The sequence below is a fragment of the Rothia sp. HMSC069C04 genome (genome assembly GCF_001812895.1).
Taxonomy (GTDB): domain Bacteria; phylum Actinomycetota; class Actinomycetes; order Actinomycetales; family Micrococcaceae; genus Rothia.
Genome location: NZ_KV810736.1, coordinates 141,932 through 163,942, shown reverse-complemented (window position 1 = coordinate 163,942; position 22,011 = coordinate 141,932). Strand labels below are relative to the sequence as shown.

The 22,011-nt window shown below is 63.3% G+C and carries 16 protein-coding genes; 9 read left to right on the top strand and 7 right to left on the bottom strand.

The annotated features are described in order from the left end of the window. Positions 1-10: 10 nt before the first annotated feature. A complete protein-coding gene (locus HMPREF2879_RS03305) occupies positions 11-1,273 on the bottom strand; it encodes a glutamyl-tRNA reductase (protein ID WP_070634816.1) in 1,263 nt (420 codons plus the stop codon). 222 nt (positions 1,274-1,495) lie between these two features. Here HMPREF2879_RS03305 and hemE point away from each other — a divergent pair, with 222 nt between their 5' ends. The 8 genes from hemE to HMPREF2879_RS03265 all read left to right on the top strand — a co-directional run bounded on the left by hemE (position 1,496) and on the right by HMPREF2879_RS03265 (position 10,751). Continuing rightward, entirely contained in the window at positions 1,496-2,695 is a 1,200-nt protein-coding gene (gene hemE, locus HMPREF2879_RS03300) for a uroporphyrinogen decarboxylase (RefSeq protein ID WP_070634815.1), read from the top strand. Between the two features lie 138 nt (positions 2,696-2,833). Further along, the gene (gene hemG / locus HMPREF2879_RS03295; protein ID WP_070634814.1) at positions 2,834-4,384 is read left to right on the top strand and encodes a protoporphyrinogen oxidase; all 1,551 of its coding nucleotides are present in this window, start codon (positions 2,834-2,836) and stop codon (positions 4,382-4,384) included. Positions 4,385-4,501: 117 nt separating this feature from the next. Further along, a complete protein-coding gene (hemQ, locus tag HMPREF2879_RS03290) occupies positions 4,502-5,323 on the top strand; it encodes a hydrogen peroxide-dependent heme synthase (protein WP_070634813.1) in 822 nt (273 codons plus the stop codon). Beyond that, positions 5,320-6,759, top strand: coding sequence for a ferrochelatase (locus HMPREF2879_RS03285; RefSeq protein WP_070634812.1), 1,440 nt, complete (start codon positions 5,320-5,322; stop codon positions 6,757-6,759). The genes hemQ and HMPREF2879_RS03285 overlap by 4 nt, the downstream gene beginning before the upstream one ends. Before the next feature lie 110 nt (positions 6,760-6,869). After that, the gene (locus tag HMPREF2879_RS03280) at positions 6,870-8,003 is read left to right on the top strand and encodes a hydroxymethylbilane synthase (RefSeq protein WP_070634811.1); all 1,134 of its coding nucleotides are present in this window, start codon (positions 6,870-6,872) and stop codon (positions 8,001-8,003) included. 5 nt (positions 8,004-8,008) lie between these two features. After that, positions 8,009-8,929, top strand: coding sequence for a uroporphyrinogen-III synthase (locus tag HMPREF2879_RS03275; protein WP_083309626.1), 921 nt, complete (start codon positions 8,009-8,011; stop codon positions 8,927-8,929). A 73-nt stretch (positions 8,930-9,002) separates the two neighbouring features. Next, positions 9,003-10,004, top strand: coding sequence for a porphobilinogen synthase (gene hemB, locus HMPREF2879_RS03270; protein ID WP_070634810.1), 1,002 nt, complete (start codon positions 9,003-9,005; stop codon positions 10,002-10,004). Positions 10,005-10,556: 552 nt separating this feature from the next. Next, positions 10,557-10,751: a hypothetical protein gene (locus tag HMPREF2879_RS03265; protein ID WP_070541620.1), complete on the top strand. Its 195-nt coding sequence runs from the start codon at positions 10,557-10,559 to the stop codon at positions 10,749-10,751. A gap of 112 nt (positions 10,752-10,863) precedes the next feature. On the opposite strand, the gene HMPREF2879_RS03260 is transcribed toward HMPREF2879_RS03265, so the two are convergent. The 6 genes from HMPREF2879_RS03260 to HMPREF2879_RS03235 all read right to left on the bottom strand — a co-directional run bounded on the left by HMPREF2879_RS03260 (position 10,864) and on the right by HMPREF2879_RS03235 (position 17,932). Further along, positions 10,864-11,511: a hypothetical protein gene (locus tag HMPREF2879_RS03260; protein WP_246822898.1), complete on the bottom strand. Its 648-nt coding sequence runs from the start codon at positions 11,509-11,511 to the stop codon at positions 10,864-10,866. 65 nt (positions 11,512-11,576) lie between these two features. Then, entirely contained in the window at positions 11,577-12,770 is a 1,194-nt protein-coding gene (locus HMPREF2879_RS03255) for a carboxylate transporter (RefSeq protein WP_070541623.1), read from the bottom strand. 146 nt (positions 12,771-12,916) lie between these two features. After that, entirely contained in the window at positions 12,917-14,098 is a 1,182-nt protein-coding gene (locus HMPREF2879_RS03250) for a sugar dehydrogenase (RefSeq protein WP_070634809.1), read from the bottom strand. Positions 14,099-14,130: 32 nt separating this feature from the next. Then, complete coding sequence (gene hemL / locus HMPREF2879_RS03245) at positions 14,131-15,480, bottom strand: glutamate-1-semialdehyde 2,1-aminomutase (protein WP_049327651.1); 1,350 nt, start codon at positions 15,478-15,480, stop codon at positions 14,131-14,133. A 224-nt stretch (positions 15,481-15,704) separates the two neighbouring features. Then, positions 15,705-17,072: a threonine/serine exporter family protein gene (locus HMPREF2879_RS03240; protein ID WP_049362532.1), complete on the bottom strand. Its 1,368-nt coding sequence runs from the start codon at positions 17,070-17,072 to the stop codon at positions 15,705-15,707. A gap of 164 nt (positions 17,073-17,236) precedes the next feature. Then, positions 17,237-17,932, bottom strand: a complete 696-nt coding sequence (locus HMPREF2879_RS03235; protein ID WP_070634808.1) for a 3'-5' exonuclease — start codon at positions 17,930-17,932, stop codon at positions 17,237-17,239. Positions 17,933-18,147: 215 nt separating this feature from the next. On the opposite strand from HMPREF2879_RS03235, the gene HMPREF2879_RS03230 reads away from it, so the two are divergent. After that, entirely contained in the window at positions 18,148-21,987 is a 3,840-nt protein-coding gene (locus HMPREF2879_RS03230; protein WP_070634807.1) for a UrvD/REP family ATP-dependent DNA helicase, read from the top strand. The last annotated feature ends 24 nt before the right edge of the window (positions 21,988-22,011 follow it).

Here is a 22,011-nt window from a genome sequence, read left to right as displayed (position 1 = left end):
TGAGGCTCCTCTAGGACTCCTCCACCTGAATGCCGTAGAGGGTCTCCAGCGCCTGCACGTAATCCTCTGCGCGGCCCTCCGACGCCAGCTTCTTGGCGCGCACCGTCGGGGTGTGCAGAAGAGACTTCACCATGCGGCGCATCGCCAGCTCAAACTGCTCCGTCGCCGCACCGCAACCAAACTGGTTACGTACCTTCTCCAGCTCGGAATCCAGTACATCCAGCGTGTGCGAGCGCAGGGCAACAATCGCGGAGTCAATCGTGCGGGAACGCTGACGAGACACAAACGCCGCCAGCTCAGACTCCACAATGCGCGTAGCCGTCGCCACGGATTCCTCGGTCTCCTCGGGGGCGGCAAGGCGCACCGACTCGAGCGTAATCAGCTCAACATTCGGCAGGTCAGCGACCGACGGATCAAAGTCACGTGAAAGAGCAAGGTCAAGAATCGTGTGGTGACCGCCCGGAATCTGCTCGGGAAGCAGCGGGTCGGATCCGCCGGAGCAGCCAATAATGACGTCGGCAGAAGCCATGGCCTGTTCCATGCCGTCCACCGGCACCGCAGAAACTTCGCGCTTTGCCGCGAATTCGGCGGCACGACCCGAACGGGAATTGACCCAAATATCGGTGCAACCGCGCTCACGCAGAGCCGCAATGGTCGCGCCCGCGTAAGCACCCGTACCAAAAATCAGGGCGCGTCGGGTCGACCAGTCCTTCTCGGCAACCTCATCCGCAAGATCCAGGGCAACAGACACAATCGAGCGGCCCTGGGCACCAAGCGCCGTATGCTGACCCACCTGACGAGCCGTATGCGCCGCATGTTCAAATAGCTGAACCAGCTCACCGGGAAGGGGTACGCCGTCCTCTTGTGCCTTCGCCTGCGCGGCGGCCAGCGCGCGGCGTACCTGACCGGTGATTTCGCGCTCGCCGACCACGGCAGATTCCAGGCCGGAGGCGACCGTCAGCAGGTGGCGTGCCGCTTCCTCGTCTGCGTACACGTCGAAACTGGTATTGACCAGTTCCTTGTCCAGGCCGGAGGTTTGCGCAATCGAATCAACAATCAGCTCACGAACCATGTGCACATGCGCAGAGACGTGCAGCTGAACATACATTTCAAGACGGTTACAGGTGGCAAGAACTACTGCACCCTTAACACCGAGTTGACGTGCGATATCCGCCGCCAGAACATCGGGTACGCCAGAGGCACCGGCGCTCAACGCAGCGACGGTGGTCAAATCAACGGTGTGGTGCGATGCCACAAATGCATAAGTACTCACTAGAGACTAATCATAACCACGCCGACTAAGCCCCTGTAAAGCTCATAGAACCTAAGTTCCATCATCGTAGGGGGCAAGAAAATCTGCGCGGTGGGGGATGCGGGCACGAAGAGTAGGCACGAACTAAGGTGTCCCTCACTGCTAAGAAAGCCATCATTAGGTAAGAGTCACCATGACATAGTGTCGCAAAAACGCCCACATAAACCTGTCACACTAGAGACTATGAGCGAAAACCAGCACACCACCCCCGCATCGGAAAAGGGCCCCGCGTCGGCACAGGGCACCGCACAGGCACCCGCCCTGCCCGCACACCCCACCGACGCCCAGCGACCCCTGCTCACCGACGAGCAGCTCGCACACCTACCCGCCAACCACCCCCTGCGCGCAGGCACCACCGCCGACTCGCCCATGCTCCGCGCCCTCACCGGCCGCCCCTCCAGCCACCGACCCGTCTGGTTCATGCGCCAGGCAGGCCGCTCCCTGCCCGAATACCGCCAGGTACGCGAAGGCATCCCCATGCTGGACGCATGCCTCACCCCCGACCTCGCCGCAGAAATCACCGTGCAGCCCGTCCGCCGCCACAAGGTCGACGCCGGCATCTTCTTCTCCGACATCGTCATCCCCATGAAGCTCGCGGGCGTCAACGTCGACATCGTGCCCGGTAAGGGCCCCGTACTCGACCAGCCCGTACGCACCCTCGACGAGGTGCGCGCCCTGCCCGAACTCAAAGACAGCGACCTCGACCCCATCCGCGAAGCCGTCGCCGCAACCGTAGAAATGCTCGGCGACACCCCGCTCATCGGCTTCGCCGGAGCCCCCTTCACCGTCGCCGCCTACATGGTCGAAGGCGGCCCCTCCCGCGACCACCTGCGCCCGCGCACCATGATGCACGCCGACCCCGCCGCCTGGCACGAACTCGCCGCCTGGGCAGCCCGCACCGCAGGCCAGTTCCTCCGCGCGCAGATCGAGGCGGGCGCATCCGCCGTGCAGCTCTTCGACTCCTGGGCTGGTTCCCTCGGCGAAAGCGACTACCGCCGCTACGTGCAGGCGCACTCCGCAACCGCCCTCGATATGGTGCGCGAATACGGCGTGCCGCGCATCCACTTCGGCACCGGCACCACCGCCCTGCTGCCCGCCATGCACGAAGCCGGCGCAGACGTCATCGGCGTGGACTACCGCCTGCCGCTGTCCGCAGCGAATACCCTGCTCAACGGCGCCGTACCCCTGCAGGGCAACATCGACCCGGCACTGCTCGCCGCAGGCAGCGAAAACCTCTACGCACACGTAGACGAAGTGCTCGCAGAAGGCAACGCCGCCCCCTCGCACGTGGTCAACCTCGGCCACGGCGTACCCCCGACCACCGACCCGCAGGTGCTCACCGACCTCGTGGCATATATCCACGAACGCACCGCGCAGGCATAGGATAAATAGCGATAAATAGACGGCGCAGATGCCTGGCACCCTCCGGCATCTGCACCGAACATCTGCACCCCGAACCAACCACCACACCCGTTACCGCAATGGGCAACTCCACTGCACGCAGACCAAAGGAGAACCACCATGGGCCACACCAACCAGGCACCGCACCGCACCGCACAGGTCAGTTCCTCCGCCGCGCCCCAGAACGCACGAGCTTTCACCCGCAACGAGAAGGCACCCACCGCCATCGTCATCGGCGGCGGCCCCTCCGGCCTGATCTCCGCACGCCGCCTCGCCGCAGCCGGTATGCGCGTCACCCTGCTCGAACAGCGTCACCACCTTGGCGGTGCCGTTGGTGCCCACGAAGTTGGCGGCCTTCTGCTGGACTCCGGCGCAGAATCCTTCGCAACCCGCAGCCCCATTGTCAGCGACCTCGTCAAGGAACTCGGCCTGGGCGACCAGATCGTCACCCCCAACTCCTACGGCTCCTGGCTGTACCTGCCGCAGGGCGCCCGTCGCACCCCCAGCACCGGCATCATGGGCATCCCCGGCAACGTGAACGATAAGTCGCTGATCCCCGTCATCGGTAAGAACGGTCTGCGCCGCGCCCAGGTGGACAAGTTCCTGCCCGTCTCCGCAGGCGAGAACGCGAAGACCCTCGGTGAGCTCGTGCGCATCCGCATGGGTCAGCAGGTGCTCGACAACCTCGTCGCACCCGTAGTCTCCGGCGTGTACTCTACCCACCCCGACAAGCTCGACGTCGATGCGACCATCCCCGGTCTGCGCGAAGCCTTCCGCAAGCACCGCTCCCTCTCCGCCGCAGCGCACGCTTTCCGTTCGGCAGCCCCCGCAGGCTCACAGGTCGCCGGTATCGTGGGCGGCATGAACCAGCTGTCTGAACGCCTCGTCGAAGACCTCTACGCCGCTGGCGTTCGCATCGTCACCGGATTCGACGTCATCGCCGTTGACCGCGACGAATCCACCGGCCAGTGGTTCATCATCCAGCGCCACACCACCGACGGCGAAAACACCCCCCTCTACGCCGACTACCTGGTGCTCGCCACCGACGGCCCGACCGTGGCACGACTCATCGGCCCGCACGTCTCCACCGCCCTACCCGCCATGGAACCCGGCCCCGAAGTCGCCCTCGTCACCCTCGTCGTTGATGCCCCCGCCCTGGACAAGCACCCCCGCGGTACCGGCCTGCTCGTCTCCGAAGAAGCCACCGCCGTACGCGCCAAGGCACTCACCCACGCCACCGCCAAATGGCAGTGGGTCGCCGACGCCGCAGGCCCCGGACGCCACGTGGTACGCCTGTCCTACGGCCGAGGTGGCGAAGACTCCCGCTTCTCCGAAGTCGCCCTCGCAGACGAGCAGCTCATCACCCTCGCCCTGCGCGACGCAAGCCGCATGATGGACGTAGCCCTCACCCACAACAACCTCGTTGACGCGGACGTCGTACGCTGGCGCGGTGTACTACCCGCCTCCACCCCCGGCCACCGCGACCGAGTCAAGGAATTCCGCGAACGCGCCAGCGAACTCGGAACCCTCAGCACCGTCGGCTCCTGGGCGGCAGGCTCCGGCCTGGTCTTAACCGTCAAAGACACCTACGAACAGATCGACCGCCTCATCTACCACGCGGCACAGGACTGGGAAGGCGTCACCGCACCCAAGGCCGCAACCGCCAAGTAGACGGCGCAGCGGCGGCAGAAGCTCAGCCAGTAACTAGACCAAAAAATTGAGAAAACGCGCAGCTACGGAAGCCGCGCCTCCAGCACAGCGAACCCTCGCTGAAGAAAGGAACACACAATGTCTCACGATCACGCAGCACACGGCCACGGCGGCGCACACGGCGCAGGTCAGGGCGGCTACACCCACGCAGGCCACGGCTACGGCGGCGCACCCAAGGGCTACGCAGTCCAGCACTCCGCAGCTGACGAGAACCGCCGCGGCCGCGAAGAAGGCGAAACCCTGCACTACGCCCTGTACACTGTGTTCGCACGCTCCGGCGCACGCCCCGCAGAGTCCAACACCGACGAGGCTCGCGCCGAATTCGAGAAGGTCGCCGAGCAGCTGGCCGCCGAGGGTGTGACCCTGCGCGGCATCTACGACGTCTCCGCAATGCGCGACAACGCAGACGTCATGATCTGGACCCACGGTGCAACCCCCGAAAAGCTGCAGGCAGCAGTCCGCAAGATCCGCCGCACCGCACTCTTCGCAGGCACCACCATCGTCTGGTCCACTATGGGCGTACACCGCGAAGCAGAGTTCACCCGCAACCACGCACCCGCCTACGCACGCGGCAAGGCACCCGAAGCATGGGTCTGCGTCTACCCCTTCGTACGCTCCTACGACTGGTACTACATGAACCCCGAACGCCGCGCAGAAATGCTCAAGAACCACGGCATGAAGGCAATCGACTTCCCGCAGGTTCTGGCAAACACCGTCGCAACCTTCGGCATGAACGACTACGAGTGGGTCCTCGCCCTCGAAGCACCCCAGCTCGTTGACCTCGTCGACATGATGCGCCACTTCCGCAACACCGAAGCACGCCTGCACGTACGTGAGGAAACCCCCTTCTACACCGGCCGCCGCATCGGCGCAGACGAAGTAGCAGAGGTTCTGGCGTGAGCCATCAGCCGCACAACGGCGTAACCCTCAACGGCACGCTCCTGCCGGACGATGTGGTACCCAACCGCACCGACCCGGCGAACACCGCCTCCAACGGCCCCGCCGCGCTCAACGAGCAGACCCTCGGCGACTACCGAAGCGAACGTAGCATCACCCGTGAACGTGCCGAAGAGGTGCGCCCCTACGACCTGGTGATCCTGTCCTCCTTCGGTGGCCCCGAGGGGCAGGAGGACGTCATCCCGTTCCTGCGCAACGTGACCGCTGGCCGCGGCATCCCGGATGAGCGCCTCGAAGAGGTCGCCACCCACTACCGCGCCAACGGCGGCATCTCGCCGATTAACGAGCAGAACCGTGCCCTGCTCGCCGCACTGCAGCAGGCGCTCGCTGAACGCGGCCCGCACATCCCGATTACCTGGGCGAACCGCAACTGGAAGCCCTACGTGAAGGACGTGCTCGCCGAAGCCTACGAGAACGGCCACCGCAACGTGCTCGTGCTGGCGACCAGCGCCTACCCGGGCTACTCGAGCTGCCGCCAGTACCGTGAGGACTACGGCATGGCGATTGAGCAGCTCGGCCTGGAAGGTCGCGTGCACGTGGGCAAGATCCGTCAGTTCTTTGACGTGCCCGGCTTCTCCCGCGCTTTCGCTGACGGGCTGAAGGATGGCCTCGCCACGGTGCGTGAGCAGCTCGCCGCACGCGATAGCGGTTCGCTGAACCCGCGCCTGCGGATTATGTTCTGCACCCACTCGGTGCCGACCTCCGCGGCGAATGAGGCAGGCCCGCGCGGCGTGAACTACGAGGGCGGCTCCGCCTACGTGGAGAAGCACCTGCAGGTCGCTCGCGCCGTGCTTTCGCTGGTTCACGATGAGGCCCCGCAGCTTCTGCAGAACGTCGAATGGGAGCTGGTGTACCAGTCCCGTTCCGGCCCGCCGTCCATGCCGTGGCTGGAACCGGACGTCAACGACGCCCTGGAGGCGCTGCCCACCCCCGCCAACCCGGCGGAGGATGGCGAAGCCCCTGTGGAAGGCGTCGTGCTGGTGCCTCTCGGCTTCGTCTCCGACCACATGGAAGTCAAGTGGGACCTGGACACCGAGGCGCTGGACACCTGCGAGCGCCTGGGCGTGGTCGCCGTGCGCACCCCCACCCCCGGCACGCATCCGGCGTACGTGGAGTCGCTGCGCCGCCTCATTGAGGAGCGCGTGGAGAACAGCGTTTCAGCCGACCTGCGCCCCGAACGTGAGAGCGTCCTCGCCCCGAGCGCGAGCGGCCAGTACGGCTGGTTCGACGAGTGCGAACCGGGCTGTTGCAAGCCCGGTCGTGGCGCGCCGAAGCCGGTCATCGCCGAGTACACAGCCGGTGCTGATACCGCCGAGTCGGCTGAAGCTCCCGCCAGCCGCTCCGGTGGATGCGGCTCCGGCGGATGCTGCTCCCACTAACACCACCCCTGTAGCTCCGGCTCGCCCTAACACCCCCTGACTGGGGTGTGCGGGCGGGTCGGAGCGTACGCGCCTACGGGCTATCACACACATCACTGATAAGGAGAGATATGAGCCATCACGAGTACATCTTGGGCACCCGCGGGTCTGCCCTCGCCCTGACCCAAAGCCGTATCGCTGCTGAAATCGTCACCTCCCTCTACACCGAACACCAGGCACACCACGGCGCCGCAGATGCCGAGGTCGTGGACTTCACCCTGCGCACCGTCAAGACCGAAGGTGACGTGCTCACCGGACCCCTGGCAACCCTGGGCGGCACCGGCGTATTCGCGGCGGCACTGCGCCAGCGTCTGCTCGACGGGGAGAACGCCTCTGAAGAAAACCGCGTGGACATGGCAGTACACTCCCTCAAGGACCTGCCCTCCGCACCCTGCCCCGGTCTGGTTATCGCCGCAACCCTCAAGCGTGAAGACCCCCGCGACGCCCTCGTAGCACGCGACGGCCTGACCCTCGACACCCTGCCCACCGGCTCCCGCGTGGGCACCGGCTCACCCCGCCGCGCCGCCCAGCTGCGCGCCCTGCGCCCCGACCTTGAAATCGTGGACATTCGCGGTAACGTGGGCACCCGCATCGGGCGCGTGAAGGGCCTTGAAGAGCACGCCGGCAAGCAGGTCGTGCTTCGCCAGAACACCGAAACTTCCGAACGAGCCGACCACGGTGTAGGCACCGAACGTAGCGGCGACTGCGACGCTGTGGTGCTCGCCGTCTCTGGTCTGAAGCGCCTGGGCAAGGAAGAACTCATTACCGAGTACATGGACCCCACCCGCATGCTGCCCGCCCCCGGCCAGGGTGCGCTCGCCCTGGAAGTGCGTGAAAGCGAGTTCGAAAACCCGGACCCCGCCGCGCTCGCCGACCCCGAGGTGGCACGCCCGATGCGTGCCCTGGGCCGCGCCCTGCTCGCCGCAAACCACTACGAAACCCGCCTCGCCGTCAGCGCCGAACGTGCCCTGCTACGCCGCCTCGAAGCCGGATGCGCCGCCCCCATCGGCGCCTACGCGCAGGTGGTTGAGGGCGACCTGGTGCTCAACGTCGTGGTGGCCTCCCCGGACGGCACCGACATGCTACGCCACACCTCGGCAACCGCCGAACTGGATGTGCCCGGCGCCGAACGCCTGGGCGTGCGCGTGGCAGAAGACCTGCTGCAGATGGGCGCCGCCGCACTGGCTGGATTGGACCTGAAGTAGGCATCATGTCTGCCTCGTGTTCTGAACCTCAGCTGGCTGATGCCCCGCAGGTTGATGCCCCGCCTTCTGAAACCCCGCGCACGGTTCTGCTGACCCGCTCCGCCATCCAGGGCGCCGCCTTCGAACGCGCCCTCGCCGAAGAATGCGCACAGAACGGGCTGGGGGAGTGCCGGGTACTCTTCGCACCGCTGCAGCAGGCACGCACCGTCGAGCCCGGCGAAGACCACGCCGCCGCGCTGGAGGCGCTCGCCTCCGGTCAGTATCCGTGGGTGAGTTTCACGAGCACCAACACGGTTCACGCCTGCGCCGAGCTGTGGGGTGACAAGTTCGCCCGCGCCTGCGCGAGTGGGGGAGTGCGCATCGCCTGCGTGGGTGCGGCAACCGCCCGCGCCGTGCACACCCAGCTGGGGTTGGGCACGGATTTTCAGCCGCAGGTGCAAAGTGCCGTCGGTATGCTCGCGGAGTTCGAAAAGCCTGCAGCAGATGCTACCGCCGTGCTGGTTCTGGAAGGCTCCAACGCCCGCCCGACCCTGCGCGAAGGCCTCAAAAATCTGGGCTGGGACAGCCGCCGCTGCGTGCTCTACGACATGGTGCCCGCCGAGCAGGTGGCACCCGGCGAGCTGAGCCTCAGCACCGCCCGCGCGCTCGTGCAGGGGAACACCATAGATGCACCCGCGCCGGAAAGCCCCACCCAGGAAAACCCCGCGCCGGATGTGCTGGTGGTGACCGCCCCCTCCCGCCTGCACGCTCTACTGGACGGCACCCCCGCGCTAACGCCTGAATCTGTGCCGCCTGAGTCCGTGCCGCCGGTGGTGGCGATTGGGGCGAGTACCGCCTCCGCATGCCGCGCCCTGAACCTGCGTTATGTGCAGGCCGATTCGCCGTCACCGCAGGATTTGGCGCGCGCCGCCGCATCCCTGATTTAGGCGCATCCCTCATCTAGGCCTCAATAAGACACATCTAAGACCACATATTTTTATCGAGTTTTCAGGAGAGATCATGAACCTCACCCGCCGCCCGCGCCGCCTGCGCACCACCGCAGCCATGCGTTCCCTCGTCGCTGAGACCACCCTGCGCCCCGCACAGCTGATTCAGGTGTTCTTCGTTCGCGACGGCATCGACGAGCCGCAGCCGATTCGTTCCATGCCCGGCCAGTACCAGCACACCCTGGAGAGCATCATCCCCGCTGTGCGTGAGGCGTACGAGGCGGGCATCCGCTGCATTGACCTGTTTGGCATTCCCCGCGATGAGGATAAGGACGAGGTCGGTTCGACCGCCTGGGATCCGCAGGGCATCCTGAACCGTGCGATTGCGGTGTGCCGTGAGGAGTTCGGCGATGACCTGGTGGTTATGGCTGATACCTGCCTGGATGAGTTCACGAGCCACGGCCACTGCGGTGTGCTGGTTGATAACGGCCACGGCACGCTTGTTGTGGATAATGACGAGACTGTGGAGCTGTACTGCAAGATGGCGGTTTCGCAGGCTCGCGCGGGTGCGCACACCGTTTCGCCCTCGGGCATGATGGACGGCCAGATTGCGGCCATGCGTGCCGCCCTAGACGAGGCTGGCTTCGAGGATGTGTCGATTATGGCGTATTCGGCGAAGTACGCTTCGGCGTTCTTTGGCCCGTTCCGTGACGCGGTGGAGTCCAGCTTCACGGGTGACCGTAAGACCTATCAGCAGGATCCGGCGAACCGCCGCGAGTCGCTGCTGGAGGTGCGCGCTGACCTGGAGGAGGGCGCGGATATGGTGATGGTGAAGCCTGCCGGTAGTTACCTGGATATTGTGCGTGAGGTGGCGGAGTTTTCGCCGGTGCCGGTGGCGGCGTATCAGGTGTCGGGTGAGTACGCGATGATTGAGGCTGCTGCGGCGAACGGCTGGATTGACCGTAAGGCTGTGGTGCTGGAGTCGCTGCGTTCGATTCACCGCGCCGGTGCGGACGTCATCCTGACCTATTACGGTACGGAGGCGGCAGGCTGGCTCCGCGAGCTGGACGCCTAACCCCTCCCTGTTAGACGCTGAGAAGCCACATGTGTTTCGAAAAGCCACGTCTTATGTGGCTTCTCGCTTTCCGTGACTAAAACTGGGAGTAAAAATAGAAAAATATAATAAGATTTTCAGGTTGTATTAGGGTGCAACCGGATGAGATGAAAATGTAAAAAATCTGTTGCAATGAAGATGTAGGCGGACTACTGCAGTATGAGTGCTTTGCGGCGTTGGGGATGTTGGATGCAAAATTATTTATCTTACGAGAGAACTAGTCAGCGGATGAGATCTAACTCGTAACCTCTGGAAGGAAGTGTGGGGTCTAAGGGGAATTAGTCACTTTGCAGAGAAGCGTGGGCCATTTCCGCGGGAGGCTCCGAGGAAGATATCTCACTAGAACCAGGTTTAGGGGCCTAGGGAGCATAAATGTATTTCTATAGTAATTGCGTTATCGTAACTCTGGTTTCCCCCGAGCTATTCATGGTTGACTTGGGGATATGTTCATAGTAGACTTCAGATGTGGTTGCGATATGTAACTGCATCTCAACTTCAAAGGAGAACAATATCATGGCAGATTTGCAACGAGGCGACGAAGTCATCGCTGTACAGGATATTTCTGTAGGTATCTTCAGCAGTGTCCCCAAGGGTACGCGTGGAGTAGTGACTGATACCAGCGGTTTCTTTACTACTCAGTACACCGTTTCTTTTGAGAATGGTCAGAAGGCTGAAAACGTCGACGGAAATGCAATTCGAGCTATTTAAATTTAGCTAATACGTTTGCATTTAGTTGGTTGTATATACAACTGGCAAACAAACTTGGTTTTTAACCGAGAGAAGCCACATGCTGTACGAACAGCATGTGGCTTTTCGCCGTTTATGCTTGTTCTTCGCTGACTGGCTTGTACCCGAGGGAGGTGCACACAATGTTGCCGTTGGTGAAGTACTCCGCCAGCATCTCGCGGTCGGCGGGGGAGCGCAGGTCCGCCCAGCGTTCCTGCTCCAGGTAGAACGCAACCTGGGAGGTCAGGCAGACGACACGCTCATCGTGCACCGCCACAATGTGCCTGCGCAGCCACGGCATGCGCTGAGCGAGGTTCGGCGGGATTCTGGACGGCACCTTGATTTCTATCTGCCATTGCGAGGGCTCGTAGAAGGTCGGCTTGATCTGTTTGGGGTTCTTCGGGAAGACGCAGAACTCCTCAATATCGGTGTAACGGTACTTCTTCGCGGGCAGGAAAAGCCGCCCGACGTAGAACGAATCGGGGTTGAACAGCAGGTACCGCCTCTTGCAATACCAGCGAGTCGCAAAGGTTATAGCGGCGACAAGCCCCAACATGATGGACGCGTCACGGCGAGACATCGGGCGAACACCCAGAATGGTCCAGCCAACGAGTGCATAGAAGAAAACACAGAAAGCCAGAAACAGCACAAAGTGGGTTTCAAAATAGAACTGGTTTCTTTTCCAGACTCGTCTGGCTCGGGGAGGAATCTCCTCCAGGGGTGCGGAAGCGCTTAGCTCCATGAGTCGTCCTCTCTACGGGTCTCGGTGATGGTGTGTGGCTTTTCGCCGTTTATGCTAATCAGCCGCTAATCCACTGCGCGGAAGGACGCGATACGCGCCGCCTTTTCCGTGAGCTCATTCGCCGGCTTGTAGCCCAGCGTCAGGCAGATAGCGCGCCCCTCCACGAAATACAGGGGCAGTTTCTCGCGGTCCGCCGGGGAATCCACATCTGCCCAGCGTTCCTGCTCCAGCTTGAACGCAATATGTGCCACCAAACAATCGATGCGGTAATCCCCGAAGCCAAAAGTCTCTAGGGAACCGTTAGAGAAAGTGACGGCAATACGCCAATCACTGGGCATCTGCTGATCAGGGTCTATATCCTCGGGATCGCCCGTGTACCAGGGGTAAACCTTGAACCGCTCAATATCGGAGTACTGATAGACCTTGGGCGAACGGAAAATACGCCCACGCTTCACCACGGTCGGCGTGAACCGGTAGTACGAACGCACCGTACACCACAGGTACGGAATGGCGAACACGTAGACAACAAGAAACGCTATTGAGGTCTTGCCGATGTAGGTGGGTACATACTCGAGCAGCTCGGTGTTCGCGAGCGAATGAAGGTAGCAGAGCAGGAAGAAACCACCGACAGGAAGAGCCACAAAGAGGAAGATTCCCTGCCCCTTCCAATCAACTTGAATGGGCTCACTACTGGGCATGGCAACCGTGCCGCGGAACGGGGCACTGAGCCGACCCAGCGTCCTGGTGTAAATAGCGGGCATGCCCAGATGACGTTCATTGGGGCTGAAACCGCGTGCGACGCGCCAGCCGCGGCGACCCCAGCGCGCCGCCCAATATACCATGAGGAACGGCAGAAGCAGCCCCGGAATTAGGATTCCGTCGTACGCCATATCCCAGTACAGAACGAACGTCGAATAGACGATGACACACGCCCAGCCGTACACGAGGATATGCCCGAAATCCATAATGGCGTTTGAGCCTTTGATGCTTTCCAGCTGGGCTTCAGCCCTGCGGAATGCCGCTTCTTCCTGCTCGGACGTGAGGTGAGTGCCAGCATCCGCGAGCTCTGTAATTGCCTCCTTCACATCCTCGACGGGGGAACCCATGACCGAGGTGTAGACTTCGCGCGCTCGCGAGGCGCTAATGAGCGTCGGGTAGGCGACCTCCACCAGCAGGCAGCACGCCAGGTAGATGAAGAACGCCACCAGCCACACGTTGCGCACCTGCTCCAGGGGCAGGCCCAGGGCTGCAAGGTCCATGAATTGTCCTCTCTATCGGTGTCTCTTTACGGGGGATCGGTGATGGTGTGTCTACGGTGCTGAGAAGCCACATGTGTTTCGAAAAGCAACATAAAACGTGGCTTCTCGAAACACATGTGGCTTCTCGCGGTATTAAAGCAACTCGCTTACTTGTACTGCGCCTTCTGGAAGGACGCGCGGCGTGCCGCCTCCTCCGCATGCTTACCGGCAGGCTTGTACCCCATGGTCGTGCAGATGACGCGGCCGTCCACGAAGTACTTCGCCAACATTTCACGGTCCGCCGGCGAATCCAGCTGCGCCCAGCGTCCCTGCTCAATATTGAACGCAATCTGCGCCACCAAACAATCAATCTGGTGATCATTCAGCGAATAGTCGTGCTTGCGGCCGCCGGGAAGCAGAATCTCCAGCGTCCACTGGCTCGCGTCCTTCGGGTTCAGCTTGATAGCGTCCGGGTTCTTCGGGTACACGCGGAACGCGCGAACCTCAGAGTAGGGGCGGGACTTCGCCGGAAGGAGCAGACGCCCAGCCTGGAACGAATCCGGGTTGTACAGCACGTAATCGCGGTTGTACATCAGCAGCATGATGATCAGCGGAATGTACGCCGCCAGCAAGAACCAGGATGCGTGACCGATATAGATCGCTTCCCAATCCTCGTCGATGCTCCAGCCCGCCAGCGAAACCAGGAAGACCGAGGCGAGCAGGAACGCAATACCACCGAGGATCCAGTAGGCGGTGCGGTCGTCACGAATCGGCTCCACGCCCGGCACGGTGCCGCGCACACGGAACGGTGCGCTCAGCTTACCCAGCGTCGCCGAGTAGATGCGCGGCATGCCCAGCACACGGTCGTCCTTGCTGTATCCGCGAACTGCACGCCACTGACGGCGGCCAATACGCGCACCCAGGTACACCATGAGGAACGGCAGAAGCAGTGCCGGCAGTACAACGCCGTCATACACGATATCCCAGTACAGGGTGAAGATAGAGACTGCCACAATCCAGCCCCACAGGTACATGACCGTGTGGAACCAGCCGCTAAACACGCCGGCGCCCTCAATGGAATCCAGCTTCTTCTTCGCCTTCTTCGTGGCGCTACCCTTACGGGAGGAGCTCAGCGGTGCACCCATTGCGGTGCGTTCCGCGGTGGCGCGGCGCGCCTCATCAACGGGCGAACCGGACACCTCAAGGTACAGTTCGGCTGCCTTCTCCTTCTTGATGGGCACCGGGTAGGCGATATCCATCAGCAGGCACAAGCCCAGGTACACCATGAAGGCAATCAGCCACACGTCGCGTAGCTGCTCCATAGGCAGTCCCAGAGCGCTCAGATCCATGAGCGGCTCACCTCCTTACGTCTCTCAAACTCCTACGCGGATGCGGCAGCAGCTGCGGCAGCCGGAAGAGCCGAGATGATACGGTCCATCGCCTCATCGTCGTGGGCGGCAGAAACGAACCACGCCTCGAATGCGCTCGGCGGCAGGTACACGCCGGATTCGAGCATGGAGTGGAAGAACGCGTTGTAGCGGCTGGTTGCCGACGCCTTGATGTCGGCGTAGTTGTGCACGCCCTCCTGAGAGGTGCCGAACGCGACCGAGAAGAGGTTACCGGCGCTCTGGATGGAGTGGTCCACACCGGCGGCGTTGAACGCCTCGGTCAGAGCCTGCTGCAGCTGGGCGCTGCGCGAATCCAGGTGCGCGTAGACGGCGGCATCAGCCAGGGTCAGGGTCGTAATACCCGCCGCAACGGACAGCGGGTTACCGGAGAGGGTGCCCGCCTGGTAGACGGGGCCAACCGGCGCCAGGTGCTCCATGACCTCACGCTTACCGGCCAGCGCCGCGATGGGCATACCGCCACCAATGACCTTGCCGAACGTGAAAATATCGGGAACCCAGCCGCCATCCTCGGGAGCGGCGTAACCCCAGTAACCAGCCGAAGACACACGGAAACCGGTCAGCACCTCATCAAAAATGACGAGCGCACCGTTCGCGTGAGCAATCTCGTGCAGGCCACGGTTGAAACCGGGCTCGGGGGTCACCACACCCATGTTGCAGGGCGCCGCCTCAGTAATAATTGCGGCAATCTGACCCTCATGGTTCGCGAACGCCTCACGCACAGCGTCCAGGTCGTTATAGGGCAGGACGATGGTCTCCGCGGCGGTTGCGGCAGTCACGCCAGCAGAACCCGGCAGAGCCAGGGTCGCCACACCCGAACCAGCCTCGGAAAGCAGCGCATCCACGTGACCGTGGTAGCAGCCCGCGAACTTAATAATCTTGTCGCGACCAGTCACACCACGCGCCAGACGAATCGCAGTCATGGTCGCCTCAGTACCGGTGGACACCATACGCACCTGATCAATAGCGCCGGGAATCGCCGCGTTAATACGGTTGACCACCAGCTCAGCCAGCTCAGCCTCCGGCGCGCTCGCCGCACCAAACGACAGGCCGCGCTCAGCCGCCTGCTGAACCGCCTCAACCACCTGCGGATGCGCATGACCCAGAATCGACGGACCCCACGAGCAGACCAGGTCAACGTACTCGTTGCCGTCCGCATCGTACAGGTACGCGCCCTTAGCCTTCGCCGCAAACGCAGGAGTGCCGCCCACAGAATTGAAGGCGCGCACCGGGGAATTCACGCCACCGGGAATCACCGCGCGAGAACGCTCAAAAAGCTTCTCACTGGTTTCATGATGCAGCGGGTGAGTAGAAGAGGAAGTCATCGTATCGGTGCCTTTCAAACGAGACGGCGAACTAAAGAATTACAAGGGACGACGCACGGCAGGCGACAGAGCCCGCACGTTACTAACGTCCCGTACCCTAACCATCATAGGCGCTACAGATGAACCGCAGGTGACAAGCACCTGAACGTACCGAAAGGTGACGATAAAACACAACAAACAAGTTAGGGAACAGAGAAAAATAAAGAACAGGGGGGCGCAACGCGCTAACGCAGGTGCCGGTCAGTGTCCAGACGGTTCAGCACCTGAGTGTCCTGATCGAACAGCCAGTTCTTATCAAAGAGCAGACGCACAAACGCCAGGCCCATACCCAACGCCATGAAAATCAGCAGGGACTGCACGAAACCGCTCGCCGCCGAGTACATGTCACCGCTAGCAAAATGCGACATCGAACGGTAGAACGGAACACCCGGAACCATCGTCACCACCGCCGGAACCGACAGGGAAATACGCGTGTACTTACGCTGATGCAGCGGCGCCACAAGCTCAGCCAAAATGCCCACACCAAACACGGCAATCGTCGCTGCCATATGCGCGGGCATACCAGCCTCAACCATATGAATACGGACGGGGTTCGCCACCGCAGCAATCACGCCACCCCACACGCACGCCACCGGGGATGCGGCAAAAAGCATCGCGAAGCCAGCCGCCGCAACGCCCGAAGAAAGCACCTGCAGAAGCAAATACAGGGTCGGATCCAGGTTAAGAGGAGCAGGAGCCGCCAACGGCAGGTGGAAGAGCGAACCCAAAACCCACACCGCAAACGACGCACTCAGCAACAACAAACCCACATAGGTTAGACGCGAAATACCCGCCAAAAAGTCCATGCGGGAAATATCGAGCATGCCCGTCACCATGGGGAAACCGGGCACCAAGAACAGTACCGACGAAATGAAACCAATCATATGGTTCGGGCTAATCCAACCCACCGCGACCAGCACATTAACAATCGCAATGTACAGGCCCGCCGCCAGGAAGCCGCACGCCATCCACGTTGCCAAATGGCTCACCCCGCGCTTGAGCAGGGTCGAACGCAAAAACTGGCCGGCACCCGCCGCGAAGAACACCACCGTGCACTCCACCAGACCGCCACGGTTCAAGAACGCGAACCCGGCACAAGCCACCGCCGACGCCAGCGCCAACATCCAGCGGGTGTACAGAGGCTTCGCCGAATCGATACGGTCCAGCTCAGCATTCGCCTCCGCCGGGGTGATCTTTTCAGGAAGCTCAGAAATGAACTTACCCAACTGATCCAGCTTATGAGCGTTAATGCCCATCGTGCGCTGCTCAGCCACCTCAGTACGGAAATTACCGTCAGTGTACGAAGAGGTCGAAATTTCGGTGAAGGTCACCTGCGCGTGATGCTCCTTCAACCCCACAGCCTTCGCCAAACGCGCCATCGACGCCTTAATACGGTACGCGCTCGCACCCGACTTCATCAGGATACGGCCCAGGCGGAGCACCACCTGAGACTGCGCCACCAAATGCTCATGCGCCAGACGGGTAGACCCCAGATAGATACTGCGCGTATTAGTGTCAGGGTACGGCTCGGTAGTGCGGGGCTGATCATCCATGAGAGGCCTTCCGGGTCGTGCTATTCACGTGCTATTCGTGTAGGTGCGGTTACCTTCTAGCATAGGGGAGAAGCCCCTGCGGGGATAGTGTCAGCCCGTCAGTAAAGGAGAGATATGTTGGGAGGCTGGGACGAGTTTAGCGGCGCAGTTTTATCGGCGCAGGTTTAGCGGCGTACCGGCCAACGGCCGTCAATGACCTCAGATTCCTTACCCGGCTGCGTACGCAACCACGCCTGGAAGCTCGCCGCCTGCTCCGCCGCCCACTGAATCTGCTGCTCGTGCAGCTGGCATGCATCCACGTTGAGGACCTCGGGGAACTGCTCGGTGAGCTTCACCAGCAGACGCTCCGCCGCCAGGGCATCATCAGCGGAGGTGTGCGCATTCTCCAGGGAGACACCGTACTCGGCGGCAAGGACCTCAAGGGTGCGCTTGCCGCGCTTACGCGGAATCACGTGCTTATGCAGAACGTACGGGTCGAGCACCACACCCGGCGGCAGCTCACCGTTGGCAATATTGTGGCGCAGCATCTCGTGGTGCAGCACCGAAAAATCGTAGGCGGCATTGAACGCAATAATCGGCACACCGTCAAGGTTCAGTGCACCAATCGCGCCGGCAAGCTCCCACACGACCTCGCGGGCGGGGCGGCCGTGCTCACGCGCGTACTCAGTCGTAATACCGTGCACGGCGGCGGCACCGGCGGGGATCTCAACGCCGGGGTCAGCCAGCCACTCGCCACGGCGCACCACATTACCCTGAGGGTCCAGCAGGATCAGGGAAGCAGTCACGATGCGGGCGGTGGTGACGTCCACACCGGTGGTTTCAAGGTCAAAAGTGGCGCGCAGGCCGTTCATCCAGGTCATGCTATAAGACTAACCCAGCGGCGGTGCAAGCGCGCGCCCGGTCGTCACGCGGCTGTGGATAAGCTCTCGGCGGAGCGGCATATTAAGCCCCGGAAGCGGCATATATAAGTTACCGGGGGCGGCATGCTAAGTCACCGGGGCAGCATATAAGCAGCCGACGAGCCCAAATGACCGCCAACAAGGTACAAGCGCTCTACAGCCGATAGACTGAAACCATGACAACCCAACTTCTCACCGGCATCCCCGGAACCGGTAAAACCCACCACCTCACCGAACGCGCCCTGCGCTACCTCGCCGACGGCAACGACCCCGCCCGCCTGCTCATCCTCGCACCCACCCGCACCGCCGCGACCCGCATGCGAGACACCATCGCCGCATCCAGCGACCGCAGCCTCTCCGTAGCACCCACCCGCGCCTGGGCAGCATACGCCTTCGACCTGCTCAAACGAGCCCAAACCCGGGGTCTACTCAGCGGCGTAGAAGGCAACCTCAAACTCCTCTCCGGCCCCGAACAAGACGTCATCATCGGCGAACTACTCGCCAACCACGCCGAAGGCATCGCACCCGGACCCGCCTGGCCCGACGTACTCCGCGACGCCCTCGCAACCCGAGGATTCCGCCACGAAATCCGCGACTTCTTCGACCGCATGGCAGAATACGACCTCACCGCCGAAGACGTACACGCCCTCGCCACCGAACACAACCAGCCCGCCTGGCACGCCCTCGCCCAACTGCACACCGAATACCGTGCCGTGCGAGCCCTCCGCGCCAAAAACGCCTACGACCCGGCAGTACTCATCAACGACGCCTGCCGGCTGCTGCTGCGCGCCCCCGAATTCCTCGCCGAAGAACGCCGCCGCTACGACCTAATCCTCATCGACGACGTGCAGGAACTCAGCCCCTCCATCTACCGGCTGCTGCGCCTCATCGCCGCAGAAGTCGCCCCCGCAGACGCCGCGCACCTGACCGAAACCCACCCCGACCTCTTCGCTGAAGGCCCCCAGGTTGTCATGACCTACAGCGACGAAGCCGTCGTCCAGGGCTTCCGTGGCGCCCGCCCCGACCTCGTCACCACCCTGCAGGCAAGCTTCCCGAGCATGCGCACCCGCACGCTCACCACCTCATACCGCCTGCCCGCACTCATGATGCCGCTCGTGGCGGACATTCGCCGCCGCCTGCCGCGCTACACCCGGTTCGTGCCACTCACCGCCGAGCAGGAAGGGACGAAGAACGGCGCGCAGGAGGGGTCAAAGAACGGTGCGCCCGCAACCTTCGGACGCATCAACACCACCCCCGCCGATGAAGCCCTCACCTGGGGCGCCGCCGACGAACCGCTGCTGCACCTGGGTGCCGACGGCAAAATCCTCGACCCCGCGCACTACCGCACCGCACCCGCTGGCGTGTATAAGTATGCGCTTTCCAGCTCTCAGGACGAGGCGAACCTCATCGCCCAAATGCTGCTCGAAGAACGCATCTACGGCAACCACCCCTACCGCGAGTCCGCCATCATCGTGCGTAGCAGCGCGGACGTGGCGCGCATCCGCCGCGTGCTCTCCTCGAACGGTATTCCCTCGCGTACCTCCGCGGCGCTCGTGCCGGTGCGCGACGAGCCCGCCGTACGCCCCTTCCTCGACGCGCTCAGCCTGCTCGTCTACGCCCGCAAGCGCGGCGAGAAGGCACTCAACCCCGCCGTGCACATGCCCGCTGCAGAAGGTGCGGAGGCGGCCGAGCGTGGCGGCTACGAGGCCCTCAGCGCCTCCGAAGCTGAAGAGCTCATGCGTCGAAGCCTCGACGACGTCATCGCCGAGGAAAGCCGCGCCAACCCCCTCGGTGGCGCGCAGAGCGCCATCACCCTGCTCACCTCCCGACTCGGTGGCGCATCCAGCATGGACGTGCGACGACTCCGCCAGCAACTACGATCCATCGAACTGCAAAGCGGCGGCCACCGCCCCAGCGACGACCTGCTCCTCGGTGCACTGCTACACCCCGAAACCCTCCCCGAAGAGGGCGTAGGACGCGCCGTGCACCGCATCGCAGCCGTGCTCTCCGCCGGACGTAAAGCACTCGCCCGGCCCGAATCCACCAGCACCGAAGTACTCTGGGCGCTCTGGGAAGCCAGCGGCCTCGAAAAAACCTGGGTTACCCAGTCGCGTGGTGCAGGCCCCGACGCCGACGCAGCCCACCGCAACCTCGACGCCATGATTGGTCTCTTCGAAGCCGCCGACCGATTCGACGAGCAGATGCGCGGCGCCGGTGCTGAGCAGTTCCTCGACTTCATCGACGCGCAGGACCTGCCCATGGACACCCTCGCCGCCCGCGGCGTACGCCAAGACGCGGTCGAGATTCTCACCCCCGCGCTCGCCGCCGGTCAGTCCTGGCGCACCGTATATGTATGCGGTCTGCAGGAAGGAACCTGGCCCAACACCACCGTGCGCGGTTCCCTGCTGAGCACCGGCGACCTTACGGACCTGTGCGATGCGCGCCTCCGCCAGCGCGCCCAGCAGGCAGAACAACAGGCAAGGGAGGGCGAGCAGCCGGTGCCGCCCGCACGTATCCGCAGCTACCCCGAACGCGTGCGCGACACCCGCCACGACGAGCTACGCATGTTTGCCGTTGCCGCCACCCGAGCCAGCACCCGCCTCGTGCTCACCGCCGTACGCAATGACGATCAGGCACCCGGCGAATTCTTCGACTTCGTGCTACCCACCGACGCCGAGAACGAGTCGCCCGAGGTTCCCATCACCCGCGTGCGCCGCCCCGCCACCCTGCGTTCTCTGGTGGCGGAGCTTCGCCGCACCCTCGTTGAGGAGTCGCTGAACGCGATGCGCGCCGAAGACGCACAGGACGGCGCGCCGGCTGGAAGCATGCCGGAGGAAGAGGCTCTCACCCCGGAGGCTTCCACGTACCGACTCGATGCCGCATCCCGCACTCTGGCGCGCCTGGCGAATGCGCAGGCACCCGGCGCCGCACCCGACGACTGGTGGGGGCTACTGCCGCTTTCTAGCACGGAGCTGCTTTTTGCGCACCGCCCGGCAGACCACGCTGAGGACGAAAACCACAGCGAAGAGCCTGCTGAAGAACAGGCTGAAAAGCCGAGCCGCCGCACCATTGCGCTCTCGCCCTCACGCCTGGAAACCATCCACAGCTCCCCGCTGGACTGGCTGGTTTCCGCCGCCCGCGCAGAAGCCCAGACCGACCTGTCCCGCTCCCTCGGCACGCTCATTCACGCCATCGCCGAAGAGTACCCGACCGGCACCCTCGAAGAGCTCCAAACCGCCCTCGACGAGCGCATTAGCTCCCTCGGCGTGCCCGCCCGCAAGGAGGACGAAACCGACGAAGAGTACCGCGAGCGCGTGCCCTGGGAATCCTACGCCCTCTACGAGCGCGCCAAGCGCATGATTCTGCGCCTGAGCTACTACTACCGTCAGCACATGGGTGACGCCGGCTGGCAGAACCTCGGTGTTGAAGGCTCCTTCGCGGTGCGTGTGCCCGTGCCCTTCGACCCCGCCGGTGAAGTCGGCGAGCTGGATGCGCTACTCACCGGCCGCGTGGACCGCCTCGAGGGTACCGCCCCGGCGGAGGACGGCACCCGCCGCTACGCCATCGTTGACCTGAAAACCGGCAAGTCTAAGCCGACCGGGTCGGAGATGGAGACCCACCCGCAGCTTGCCGCCTACCAGATTGCGGTGGAGGCTGGCGCGGGTGAGCAGCTGGAGGAGCGCTACCGCGCCGAAGCCGCCGCCCTGGAGGCGGGCGAACCGCTACCGGATGCCCGCCCCCAGGAGCTGGAGTACACCGGCTATACGGGTCGTTCCGCAGGCGCGGCGCTCGTGCAGCTGGGCGCCTCGGGCGTGAACGATGAGAGCAAGACTCGCCTGCAGGTTCAGCCCGCCCTGACGGAGCACGATTCGTGGGCGGCTGAGCTGGTGCAGCACGCCGCGGAGCTGATTGCTGGCTCGCAGGTGCAGGCTCGTCACCGTGAGGGCGGCTATGGGTGCCGTCTGCCGGAGATCTGCCCGATTTGTACGCGCGGCCGTCAGGTGACGCAGCCCTAGTAGCCGCGTACCCTACGTTTACTT

Bases quoted from the DNA above. Each gene is read 5' to 3' on its own strand.
- hemL (WP_049327651.1), bottom strand. From the start codon at position 15,480: ATGACTTCCTCTTCTACTCACCCGCTGCATCATGAAACCAGTGAGAAG.
- hemG (WP_070634814.1), top strand. From the start codon at position 2,834: ATGGGCCACACCAACCAGGCACCGCACCGCACCGCACAGGTCAGTTCC.
- hemB (WP_070634810.1), top strand. From the start codon at position 9,003: ATGAACCTCACCCGCCGCCCGCGCCGCCTGCGCACCACCGCAGCCATG.
- hemQ (WP_070634813.1), top strand. From the start codon at position 4,502: ATGTCTCACGATCACGCAGCACACGGCCACGGCGGCGCACACGGCGCA.
- HMPREF2879_RS03280 (WP_070634811.1), top strand. From the start codon at position 6,870: ATGAGCCATCACGAGTACATCTTGGGCACCCGCGGGTCTGCCCTCGCC.
- HMPREF2879_RS03260 (WP_246822898.1), bottom strand. From the start codon at position 11,511: ATGGAGCTAAGCGCTTCCGCACCCCTGGAGGAGATTCCTCCCCGAGCC.
- HMPREF2879_RS03265 (WP_070541620.1), top strand. From the start codon at position 10,557: ATGGCAGATTTGCAACGAGGCGACGAAGTCATCGCTGTACAGGATATT.
- HMPREF2879_RS03255 (WP_070541623.1), bottom strand. From the start codon at position 12,770: ATGGACCTTGCAGCCCTGGGCCTGCCCCTGGAGCAGGTGCGCAACGTG.
- HMPREF2879_RS03250 (WP_070634809.1), bottom strand. From the start codon at position 14,098: ATGGATCTGAGCGCTCTGGGACTGCCTATGGAGCAGCTACGCGACGTG.
- HMPREF2879_RS03275 (WP_083309626.1), top strand. From the start codon at position 8,009: ATGTCTGCCTCGTGTTCTGAACCTCAGCTGGCTGATGCCCCGCAGGTT.
- hemE (WP_070634815.1), top strand. From the start codon at position 1,496: ATGAGCGAAAACCAGCACACCACCCCCGCATCGGAAAAGGGCCCCGCG.
- HMPREF2879_RS03230 (WP_070634807.1), top strand. From the start codon at position 18,148: ATGACAACCCAACTTCTCACCGGCATCCCCGGAACCGGTAAAACCCAC.
- HMPREF2879_RS03235 (WP_070634808.1), bottom strand. From the start codon at position 17,932: ATGACCTGGATGAACGGCCTGCGCGCCACTTTTGACCTTGAAACCACC.
- HMPREF2879_RS03240 (WP_049362532.1), bottom strand. From the start codon at position 17,072: ATGGATGATCAGCCCCGCACTACCGAGCCGTACCCTGACACTAATACG.